Source organism: Shinella sp. GW835-FHT14H05 (assembly GCF_058793575.1).
The window spans coordinates 122,909-133,430 of the sequence record NZ_JBXAFY010000013.1; the positions used below are offsets into that span (position 1 = coordinate 122,909).

Genomic DNA, 10,522 nt, shown 5'->3' on the forward strand with positions numbered 1-10,522 from the left:
CTTAACCGGTTGCAGCGAGCGAGATGTCTTGTCTGAGCGACTGGCCGCGCGAGGCGGCGACCACCGCATCGACGTCCAGGATGAGGGCCACGCGGCCGTCGCCGAGAATGGTGGCGGCGGCGATGCCGGGTACGTGGGTGTAGTTGGCCTCCAGGCTCTTGATGACGACCTGGCGCTGGCCCTGGATGGCATCGACCATGAGGGCACGCTGGCCGCCGCCTTCCGATTCGACGAGGAGGGCTACGCCGTCCATCGGATTGGCCTGCGTGTTGCGGAAGTTGAGGATCCGGCCGACATCCACCAGCGGGCAGAAGGAGTTGCGGATCGAGATGAGGCGCTGCGAGGCGCCGAAGGAGTGGATGGCCGAGGCTTCCGGTTGGAGCGTCTCGACGATCGCCGTCAGCGGCACGACCAGCGTCTGTCCGGCAACCGTGACCACCATGCCGTCGAGGACGGCGAGCGTCAGCGGCAGGCTCATGGTGAAGACGGAGCCCTGGCCGGGCTTCGACGAGATCGAGATGCGGCCGCCAAGCGCCTGGATCGAGCGCTTGACCACGTCCATGCCGACGCCGCGCCCGGAAAGGTCGGAAACCTTGTCGGCGGTGGAGAAGCCGGCGTGGAAGATCAGGTTGTCGATTTCCTCGTCGGACAGGTTGGCGTCGGCAGCGATGAGATCGTTGTCGATCGCCTTCTGGCGTACCTTCTCGCGGTTGATGCCGGCGCCGTCGTCGGCAAGTTCGATGACGATGCGGCCGGAGCGGTGTTTCGCCGTCAGGCGGACGGTGCCTTCCGGATTCTTGCCGAGCGCTTCGCGCTTCTCCGGCATTTCCAGGCCATGGTCGACCGCGTTGCGGATCATGTGCGTCAGCGGCTCGGCGAGCTTGTCGATAACGGTCTTGTCGACTTCGGTGTTCTCGCCTTCCGTGATGAGGCGGACCGATTTGCCGGTGATATCGGCGATTTCGCGAACGGTACGGGCCATGCGCTGGAAGACCGGCTTCACCGGCTGCGCGCGGATCGCCATCACCGAATCCTGGATCTCGCGGGTGAGCTGCTGCAGCTCTTCGAGGCCCATATTGATGGAGGACGTGCCGTTGGTGTCGTTTTCAACGACGCTCTGCGAGAGCATCGCCTGGTTGATGACGAGCTCGCCGACAAGGTTGATCAGGCGGTCGACGCGGTCGAGATCGACGCGGATCGTCTGGCCTGCGGCGGCGGCCTGGTTGGCCTGAGCGGCGCTGGCGGCCGAAGCCGCGGCCTTGGCGTTTTCCGCGGCGCGGCTTGCGACCTGCGCCACCTTGCTGACGGTTTCGGCAGCGGCAACGGCGGCAGCCGCGTCGCTTTCGATGACGGTCGGCTCTTCGTCACCGCCGGTCGAACCGCCCTCGTCGAGGATCGACAGGTCGAACGGCACCGGCTGCATCGGCAGCTCCTCCTCGCTCGCTGCTTCGCCGACAATCTCTTCCTCGACGGTGCGGATGTCGAGATCGCAATCCCACTCGGCGAATTCGAAGACGGTGCGCACGCCGTCCTCGCCCTTGTCTGTCGTCACCGAGATCTTCCAGGAGAAATAGGCTTCCTCCGGGTTCATCTTGTCGAGCGGCGGCAGGCTGTCCATGTCGCAATAGATGCTCATCTCGCCGAGGCGGGAGAGATCGCGCAGGAGCAGGGCCGCTTCGTTGCCCTTGGCATAGAGGTCCTTCTTCGGGCGGAAGAGGATCTGGCAGGTCGGCACGTAGCGATCGGCCGGCTCCTCGTCGAAATCGCCGAAGGAGAAGGGGATCGGCTGGAAGCCTTCGTCGTTGACCGCCGGCTTTTCGACGACCGGCGCCGGCGCGGCCGCCTTGGGAGCAGCGACCGCAGGTTTCGATGCGGGGGCCTCGGCAGCGGCCGGCACTTCGCCGTTCGCCAGCGCTTCCAGTTCGCGGATGAGGGTGCGGCTGCGCGCCTCGTCGACGCTTCCGCCGTCGCGCGCCGCATTGGTCAGGTCCGCCAAGACGTCGGCGGATTTCAGCATGACCTTCAGGACGTCCTGGGTCGGCTCCAGCTTGTTGGATCGAACGCAATCCAGTGTCGTCTCAAACACGTGGGCGAAGGAAACGAGGTCATCGAGGCCGAATGCGCCGGCACCGCCCTTGATCGAATGCACGGCGCGGAACACGGCGTTGACCGTCTCCGGGTCGCGATCCCCATCGTTCAACTTCAAGAGACCGGACTCCAGTTCCGCGAGCTGCTCCTCGCACTCCTGGAAGAAAATCTCTTTGATTTCGTTCATATCCATCGGGAGAAATCCTGGATTAGGCGGTTACGCGCTCGATTGCGTCGATCAGCTTCGTCGGGTCGAAAGGCTTTACGATCCAGCCCGTGGCGCCGGCCTGGCGTGCACGGTTCTTCTTCTCGGCGTCGCTTTCGGTCGTCAGAACGAGGATCGGGATTGCCCGGTACTTCTCGTTGCGGCGAACGCCCTCGATGAAGCCGAAGCCATCGAGACGCGGCATGTTGATGTCGGTGACGATGACATCCGGGTTCGCGTTTTCCAGAACCTCGAGGCCCTCGATGCCATCTTCGGCCTGGATCGTCTCGAAGCCTGCATTGTTGAGGGTGACGAGAAGCATGTTTCGAATTGTCCGGGAATCATCCACGGTGAGTACTTTTTTCTTCATTGCCTAGCCTCCTGTGCCAGCAAGTGATCAATATTCACGCCAATAAGTTGCATTGTCTTCATGAAAGGTTCGGACACCTTGGCGAAGGTGAAGGGCTGCTTGTCCTCCTCCCAGCTCTTGGCGCCAGCCATCAATACCTGGGCACAGAGCGCACCGACCCGCTCGACCGCCGAAGCATCGATGGCGAGCGGACCGCCCTTCAGCCCCATGAGCTGTGCATGCAGCGCCGTCGCCTCGTTGAGGTCGAGGACGGGGGCAAGGCTTAGACTTTTCTGAGCGGCTTTCTTGCTCGCCATTACCGGGTTCCTTGTCTGCGTCTGTGCAAAATCATCGTTGCGTCATTCCGGCCGGCAGGCGGATGGCTTCCTTCCGAAAGCCGGCTGCGCGCCGTCGAGAACCAGTGCCGGGGCCGTCTCTCCGTCATCTCACCCTCCGAAGCCGACGGCGCGCGCCGTGAGGAAATCGAGGGGTGAAGCCTGCACGTCGCTGCGTTCCGCGGCGACACGCGTTTCCGCCGGCGCGGGACGCGGGTTGCGACGAAGGTCGCGGCCCGACGAAACGTGGAATTCACGGATCGTGCGGCCGAGTTCGAGGATGACCGTGTGCAGGTCTCCGCCGGCCTCACCGACGCGGCCTGCATCCGAAGCATCGGCTTCGAGCGCACGGCCGGCACGGCCGATATCCGCGGTGACGCCGCCAAGCCCTTCGGCATCGACGGCGCTTTCGCGCACGATGCCGGTGATGGCGTCGTTGATGTCGGCGACCTGGCGCACGATGTTGCCGATCGCGTCCTGGGTGCGGTGAACGTGCTCGACACCGGCTTCCACCTGCGCCTTGGTGCCCGTCACGAGCTGCTTGATCTCGCGGGCAGCGTCCGCCGAGCGCTGGGCGAGTGCCCGCACTTCCTGCGCGACCACCGCAAAGCCGCGGCCGCTATCGCCGGCGCGGGCGGCCTCGATGCCGGCATTGAGCGCCAGGAGATTGGTCTGGAAGGCGATCTCGTCGATGACGCCGATGATCTGGCCGATCTTTTCAGCCGACGCCTCGATATCCGCCATCGCGGACATGGCCTCGCCGACGATATTGCCGCTTTCGGCGACCGATTGCTGCGTGGTGGCGGCGGCCGACTGCGCCTTGCGGGTTTCGCCAAGCGTCTGGCGCACGCGCTCGACGATGGTGCCGAGGGCATTCGCCGTCTCGATCAGGCTCGCCGACTGCTCGGCCGAACGGGCCGACAGTGCACCGGCGCCCGAGGCGAGCGTGCCGACGAGACGGTCGGATTCCGTCGCGCGATCGGCGGCGGTGGTAAGTCGGGACTGGATTTCGTCGAGCGCGCCGTTCAGCGTCTCGGCCAGCTCGCGCCAGGCCTCCGGCATCTCGCCGGAAACACGCGCGGAAAAATCGAGAGCGGAAAGGCTGCGGATCGTCTCGCCGAAGACGCGATCGAGTCCCGCGCGGTCCTCGCGGCGCTGTTCGCCAAGCGCCCGCTGATGGGCGTGGCGCAGCTCGTTGAAGCGCAGCGAGACGCCGATTTCCATATCGACCATCGCGGTGCGCAGGAAAGCGGAGACAAGATCGGTCAGTTCCTGGCGGCGCGCCTTGGCGCCGGAGAACATGGACTTCGGCCAATATTGTTCGATGAGGCCGGTGACGACCGTTTCGACGACGACCGAATGGCCGGCAATGCGCCAGCGCGGGTCGAGGCCCATCTGGCTTTCGCTGTCAGACAGGACCTTGACCCGTTCGGCATAGAGCGCATCGAACCGCGCATCGGTCAGCACGCTCCAATGGGAGCTCTGGAGATCGTGCAGGCGGTCGATCTGGCGCTCGCTCTGGAAATGCCGGGCGGCATCGGGAAAGGTCTGGAAGCGCTGGAAGAGATCGCGAAGTGCCGTTTCGACATGCCGTTCGAGCGTCTGGCGGTGGCGGCGGAGCGTATCGCCCTGGCTGCCTTCGACGCCGGCAAAGCGCAAACGGTCGCGCAGGCTGGCTGCCTGTCCCGTTCGTGCCTGTTCTGCCGGCATTTCCTGCACCAAACTGCTCCCAAACCAACAATGCCCCGGCCACCCGCAATGGATGGACGACTGAATTCTCGCATGGAGAGGTTGGCTACCGAGCCGTGCTCACGCGGCGGCACAGAGATGCCACCCGTCGATCCATGATCAAATTCGGTGAAACTCGAATACCGGCTCGGATCCGGTACGGCGGTTCGGCATCATGCCTGGGTGAGAAATGGCGAATTTCCCATTCCGACGTGTAGAGCAATGTTTATGGTTAATTCCTTGCCTGAAGGTTAATAGTTCATAGCTTGCTTATGGCATTGCTAAAATTAACAGAACCGACGTTGCGTAAGCCACACGCAAGCTCGCGCGCGTAGGGTCTGGGCATGGACTGACAATGATGTCAGGAGGAACGAACAATGATTGTTCTAGGACTGGGCGCCGCGCTGATCGCTTCTGCAACACTCGCCGCCATCTACCTGCTTCTCGATATCGATGCGGGCCGCGCCCCGGCCAAGGCCCGGGTGTTCTGAAACAGGCCTCAGCCCTCGGCGACGAGCGAGCGCCAGCGCGCCGCATAGTCGGCTGCGCCCGGCGGTAATTCTTCCGCAATCGTCACCACCGCCGGTTCCGGCGCCCGACCCGCGGCAAGGCAGGCCGCGCCGACGCTCGTGCCCGTCGCGCTGCCACCAGCCCGCACCGCGCGCCCTGTTGCGACCTTCAACATCATCAGGAACGCCCGGTTGGCCGCAAACGGCCCCTCGACGATAATCGGTCCTTCCGCGCCGATGAGATCGAGGCAGGTCGCCGTCATCAAGGCGAGATGGAAGCCGATCACGGCCTGCGCCGCATCCTCGCTCAGGTCCTCGCGTGGAACGGTCCATGCTGCCTTGCGGCCGGGGAACGGCCCGGAATCCTCCGGCAGCGACGGGAGCAGCATGGCGCCACGCCCCAGCACCTCCGATATGGCTTCCGGCGGCAGGTCGCCGGACTTGCCGCCCAGCACCGAAAATGCCCGGCCGCCCATGAAGCGGGCGGACGGCACCGGATCGCCGAGCGCATTGACGTTAACGAGCGTATCGCGCGCCTCGTCCAGCGCGACCGGCCGGGCGCCGATCGCCATCACCACGACCCAGGTGCCCGTCGAGACGACCGCATAGGGCGCCTGCCGCGTCACGACGTAGGGCAGCAGCGAGGCGTTGGAGTCATGAATGCCGCAATGGACCGGGATGCCCGGCCGGAGCCCTGCCGCCTGCGCGATTTCGGGACGGATCGGCCCGAGCACATCGCCCGCCTTGCGGACGGGCGGCATGAGCCCGGTCCAGCCCTGGCTTTCCACGAGGCTGGAAAAGCGCCCTTTGCGCGGCTCCCAGAGATCGGCATGGCAGCCAAGCGATGTCACTTCGCTCGCCGCAACGCCCGTCAGGCGGAAGGTCCAATATTGCGCATACATGAGGATCCAGCGCGCCCTGGCGAATTTTTCGGGGAAGCGTTTCGACTGCCAGTAGATCTGCAAACCGGCATTGAGGCCGACAGGCAGCACGGGCGTGCCGCTCTCCTCGAAACGTGGACGGACGGTCCGGTATTCTTCGCCGAATTCCTGCGGCCCGTCATGCTCATAGTCCAGAACGGGAAGGACAAGCTCGCCATCGTCGTCGACAAGGACCGCCGTCGCACCGTGGGTGGTGACCGAAATCGCGTCGATCGGGTGCTCCCGGTCCAGCGCAGCAAGGCTTTCCACGATGAACGCCCAGAGTTTTTCGGTGTCGAAATGCGGATAAGGCGCGGCCTGCACCACGCCGTTCGGCATGGTGCGCGCGGCGACTTCCCGAAAGCTTTCGCCATCGACGAGCACGACCTTGGCATTCGTCTTGCCGATATCGATGACGGCGATGATCATCGGCTCATTCCATATGGAAGACGGTGACGAGCGGCACGGCGACCGGTTCGTTGTCCGGCTTCGTCTCCATGATGTCAGCCATATAAGCCCACCAGCGCTGCATCACCGGATGGCTCGGCAGGTCCGCCATCCTGTGATCGTCGCGCCGCCAAAGCACGCCGAAGAGCAGGTTGGTCTCTTCGTCGAGATGGATGGAATAGTCCGAGATGCCGGCCTCCTTCAGGAGCGCGGAGAGCTCCGGCCAGATCGCATCGTGCCGCGCCTTGTATTCATCCGCCATGCCGGGATTGAGCCGCATGCTAAACGCGTATTTCTCCATGGCTCAATGGCTCCGGAAGCGGCGATAGAGGATCGGCAGCGCGATGACGGAGATCAGCAGCAGGCCTATGAAGATCGACATGACGATGCCCGGCACGTTCAGGAGGCCGAAGCCGAAGGTCACCATGCCCATGATGAGCGCCGCCAGCACGACGCCCGGAATGGTACCGGAGCCGCCGAGAATGTTGACGCCGCCGAGCACGACCATCGTCACCACTTCCAGCTCCCAGCCGAGCGCGATTGACGGGCGCGTCGAGCCTAGGCGGGCCGTGAGGCAGATCGAGGCGATCGCCGCCATCAGGCCGGTCAGCAGGAAGAGCACGAATTTTACCCGGCCGACGCGGACGCCGGAGAACAGCGCCGTCGTCTGGTTGTTGCCGATGGCGTAGACGGCGCGGCCGAAATTCGTCTTGTGCAGGACGATGCCATAGACGATCGCCAAGGCGACGAAGAGGCAGAATTCGAAGGAGAAAACCCACCAGACGTAGCCCTGGCCGAACCAAGAGAAACTCGCCGGGTAGCCGGTAAACGCCTTGTCGCCGAGGATGACGAAGGAGAGGCCGCGAAACAGGCTCATCGTGCCGATGGTGACGACGATCGACGGCAGGCCAAGGCCGGTGACGAGCAGGCCGTTGAAGGCGCCACAGAGGAGGCCGGTAGCGAGTCCGACCATCACCAGCGCCGGCGTATCGAAGCCGAGCTGCACGGCATAGCCCATCGCGGTGGAGGTCAAAGCGATGATCGAGGCGACGGAGAGGTCGATCTCGCCGGAGATGATGACCAGCGCCATGGCAAAGGCGATCATCGCCTTTTCGGTGAAGTTGAACGTCGCGTCCGACAGGTTCCACGGATCGAGGAAATAAGGCGAGGCGAAGGAATTGACGAGGAATATTGCGATCGCGACCGCGACCAGCAGCGTCTCCCAGCTCTTCACCAGCCGTGCGCCGCGCCCTTCCAGCCGGTCGGGGATGTGGCGCGCCACCATCTGGGTCTCAGCCATGCACCGCCTCCGCTTTCCTAAGGATGACCCGACCCTTGCGCTTTTCGGCACGCGCATTCACGGCGACGGCGATGATGATAACCATGCCGGAAATCGCCATCTGGGCGAAGGGCGAGATGTTGATGACGGGCAGCGCGTTCTTGATGACCCCAAGGAACAGCGCGCCGAGCAGCGCCCCGCCGACAGAGCCGATGCCACCGGCAATCGAGATGCCGCCGATGACGCAGGCCGCGATGATATCGAGCTCGAAGCCGGCCGCGATATCGACATAGGCGACGGCATAGCGCGACACCCAAAGATAGCCGGAAAGGCCGGCCAGCGTGCCCGACAGGCAATAGGCGAAGAAGCGCGTGCGACCGACATCGATACCGGTATAGACCGCCGCATGCGGATTGCCGCCGACAGCGAAGAAGGCGCGGCCGAGCGGCGTGCGGCGCATCACCACGACCATGATGGCGATGATAACCAACGACAGCCAGGAAAGCAGCGGGAAGCCGAGCACGGCTGCGCGCGGCAATGCCTTGAAGGCATCGCTCATCTGGTGCGCATTGATCCAGGCACCGCCCGACAGGAGGAAGATCAGGCCGCGATAGATGGTGAGCGTGCCAAGCGTGACGACGATTGGCGGAATGTCGAGCTTCCAGACGAGCAGGCCGTTGATCGAGCCGAGAAGCGCGCCGAGCGCCATGGCGATCAGGATGACCAGCGGGATCGGCAGGCCCGGCATCGCCGCGTTGATCATGGCGGCCACCATGCCGGACAGCGCGAGGTTCGCAGCCATCGAGAGATCGATGCAGCGCGTCAGGATGACGGCCATCTGGCCGAGCGCCAGGATGATCAGGATCGACGTGTCGTTGTAGACATTGGCGAGGTTGCCCGGCGTCACGAAGGGCGGGAAGCGGAGGGCGATCAATGCCACCAGGGCGACGATCGCCACGACCAGCAGCATTTCGCGGTTCTTGAGCAAGAGCTTCATGCGGCCTCCTGAATGCCGGCGGCGGCGCGCACGAGTTTTTCCGCCGTGAGGTCCGCGCGCTCGAAGCGGCCTGCGGTGCGGCCCTCGCGCATGACGATGACCCGGTCGGCCATGCCCATGATTTCCGGGATTTCGGAGGAGACCATGATGACGCTGAGGCCGGAGGCGGCGAGCTCGCTCATGAAAGCGTGCACGGCGGCCTTCGAGCCGATGTCGATGCCCTTGGTCGGCTCATCGAGGATGATGACCTTCGGCCGCGTCGCCAGCCACTTGGCGATCACCACCTTCTGCTGGTTGCCGCCGGAGAGCGTGCCGACATCCTGGTCGAGCGAGGCGGCACGCAGGTCGAGGCGTGCCGTATATTCCCGCGCCAAGGCGAACTCCTCCGCCATGCGCAAAAAACCGGCGCGCGAGGTGCGCGACAGCGAGGGCAGCGTGACGTTCTGGAAGATCGGCAGGCCGATGATCGCGCCCTGCCGGCCGCGTTCCTCCGGTACGTAGACGATGCCGGCTTCGATCGCTTCCGCCGGCGAGCGGATAACCTTGACTTCGCCATCCAACCGGATGGCACCGGCCGAGGGCCTGGTGATACCGATCAGCGATTGCATGAATTCCGAGCGGCCAGCGCCGACGAGGCCGTAGAAACCCAGAATTTCGCCGCGTCGCAGTTCGAAATTGATGTCCTCGAATTCCGTCGGGTGGCGGTAGCCGGAGACGGTGAGCACCGGCTCGCCGATCGCCACCTCCTGCTTGGGAAACACCTGGCCGACATCGCGGCCGACCATCAGGCGCACGAGATCGTCCTGCGTCGTCTCGCCGATCAGCCCCTCGCCCACCATGCGGCCATCGCGGAAGACGGTGTAGCGGTCGGCGATGCGGAAAATTTCATCGAACTTGTGGCTGATGAAGAGGATCGCCTTGCCATCCGCCTTCAGCCGGTCAACCAGTTCGTAAAGCTCGTGGATTTCCTTGTGCGACAGGGCCGCCGTCGGCTCGTCCATGATGACGACGCGGGCATCAATAGAGAGCGCGCGGGCGATGGCGACGAGGTGCTTGTTGGCGATGCCGAGATCGCGCAGACGGATCGACGGGTCGAGATCGGCACCGACGCGCGATAGCAAAGCGCGGGCGTCCGCATTCATCCTCTTCCAGTCTATGAGGCCGAGGCCGGTGCGCGGGGCGTGGCCTAGAAAAATGTTTTCGGCGACCGACAGTTCGTCGAACAGCACGGTCTCCTGATGGATGGCGGTGACGCCGGCTTTTGCGGCAGAATTGGCGGTCGGGAAGCGGGTCTCCACGCCATCGACACGGATTACGCCCTCGTCGGGCTGGTAGATGCCGGTGAGGATTTTGACGAGCGTCGACTTGCCGGCCCCGTTCTCGCCGACGAGCGCCGTCACCGAGCCCGGATAGAGCGCGAGGGAGACCTCTGCGAGCGCGCGCACGCCGGGAAAGGATTTCGAGATCCCCTCAAGTGCGACGGCGGGCTTCATCCGCGATGTGGTCGTGTCCTGCAGCAAGTCTCGGTCCACTCGTTGGGTTCATGCGTGATAACGGGCAATGCGACACCCCCCTCTGGCCTGCCGGCCATCTCCCCCTCAAGGGGGAGTGTTCATGTTGGACTCGCGAGGCGTTTTCTTGCGAGGAAGATGTCGAGTGTGATCT

9 protein-coding genes are annotated in these 10,522 nt (G+C 64.3%); all 9 read right to left on the bottom strand.

The annotated features are described in order from the left end of the window. Position 1: 1 nt before the first annotated feature. The gene (locus AC1Q6Z_RS28065; protein ID WP_492649949.1) at positions 2-2,281 is read right to left on the bottom strand and encodes a chemotaxis protein CheA; all 2,280 of its coding nucleotides are present in this window, start codon (positions 2,279-2,281) and stop codon (positions 2-4) included. Positions 2,282-2,297: 16 nt separating this feature from the next. After that, entirely contained in the window at positions 2,298-2,663 is a 366-nt protein-coding gene (cheY1, locus tag AC1Q6Z_RS28070) for a chemotaxis response regulator CheY1 (RefSeq protein WP_069059983.1), read from the bottom strand. Next, positions 2,660-2,959 carry an STAS domain-containing protein gene (locus AC1Q6Z_RS28075; protein ID WP_492649950.1) on the bottom strand — a complete coding sequence of 100 codons (300 nt, stop codon included), beginning with the start codon at positions 2,957-2,959 and terminating at the stop codon, positions 2,660-2,662. Before AC1Q6Z_RS28075 ends, cheY1 begins: the two co-directional genes overlap by 4 nt. A gap of 129 nt (positions 2,960-3,088) precedes the next feature. Next, positions 3,089-4,687 (bottom strand): globin-coupled sensor protein, encoded by a 1,599-nt coding sequence (locus AC1Q6Z_RS28080; RefSeq protein WP_492649958.1) that lies wholly within the window; start codon positions 4,685-4,687, stop codon positions 3,089-3,091. Positions 4,688-5,204: 517 nt separating this feature from the next. Continuing rightward, complete coding sequence (locus AC1Q6Z_RS28085) at positions 5,205-6,563, bottom strand: FGGY-family carbohydrate kinase (protein WP_492649951.1); 1,359 nt, start codon at positions 6,561-6,563, stop codon at positions 5,205-5,207. A gap of 4 nt (positions 6,564-6,567) precedes the next feature. Then, complete coding sequence (gene rhaM, locus AC1Q6Z_RS28090; RefSeq protein ID WP_492649952.1) at positions 6,568-6,882, bottom strand: L-rhamnose mutarotase; 315 nt, start codon at positions 6,880-6,882, stop codon at positions 6,568-6,570. 3 nt (positions 6,883-6,885) lie between these two features. Further along, positions 6,886-7,881, bottom strand: coding sequence for an ABC transporter permease (locus AC1Q6Z_RS28095; protein WP_492649953.1), 996 nt, complete (start codon positions 7,879-7,881; stop codon positions 6,886-6,888). Further along, the gene (locus AC1Q6Z_RS28100) at positions 7,874-8,857 is read right to left on the bottom strand and encodes an ABC transporter permease (protein ID WP_492649954.1); all 984 of its coding nucleotides are present in this window, start codon (positions 8,855-8,857) and stop codon (positions 7,874-7,876) included. Before AC1Q6Z_RS28100 ends, AC1Q6Z_RS28095 begins: the two co-directional genes overlap by 8 nt. After that, positions 8,854-10,350 carry a sugar ABC transporter ATP-binding protein gene (locus tag AC1Q6Z_RS28105; protein WP_492649959.1) on the bottom strand — a complete coding sequence of 499 codons (1,497 nt, stop codon included), beginning with the start codon at positions 10,348-10,350 and terminating at the stop codon, positions 8,854-8,856. Before AC1Q6Z_RS28105 ends, AC1Q6Z_RS28100 begins: the two co-directional genes overlap by 4 nt. Between the last annotated feature and the right edge of the window lie 172 nt (positions 10,351-10,522).

Coding starts and splice junctions, on each gene's coding strand:
- AC1Q6Z_RS28065 (WP_492649949.1), bottom strand. CDS start 2,281: ATGGATATGAACGAAATCAAAGAGATTTTCTTCCAGGAGTGCGAGGAG.
- cheY1 (WP_069059983.1), bottom strand. CDS start 2,663: ATGAAGAAAAAAGTACTCACCGTGGATGATTCCCGGACAATTCGAAAC.
- AC1Q6Z_RS28075 (WP_492649950.1), bottom strand. CDS start 2,959: ATGGCGAGCAAGAAAGCCGCTCAGAAAAGTCTAAGCCTTGCCCCCGTC.
- AC1Q6Z_RS28080 (WP_492649958.1), bottom strand. CDS start 4,687: ATGCCGGCAGAACAGGCACGAACGGGACAGGCAGCCAGCCTGCGCGAC.
- AC1Q6Z_RS28085 (WP_492649951.1), bottom strand. CDS start 6,563: ATGATCATCGCCGTCATCGATATCGGCAAGACGAATGCCAAGGTCGTG.
- rhaM (WP_492649952.1), bottom strand. CDS start 6,882: ATGGAGAAATACGCGTTTAGCATGCGGCTCAATCCCGGCATGGCGGAT.
- AC1Q6Z_RS28095 (WP_492649953.1), bottom strand. CDS start 7,881: ATGGCTGAGACCCAGATGGTGGCGCGCCACATCCCCGACCGGCTGGAA.
- AC1Q6Z_RS28100 (WP_492649954.1), bottom strand. CDS start 8,857: ATGAAGCTCTTGCTCAAGAACCGCGAAATGCTGCTGGTCGTGGCGATC.
- AC1Q6Z_RS28105 (WP_492649959.1), bottom strand. CDS start 10,350: ATGAAGCCCGCCGTCGCACTTGAGGGGATCTCGAAATCCTTTCCCGGC.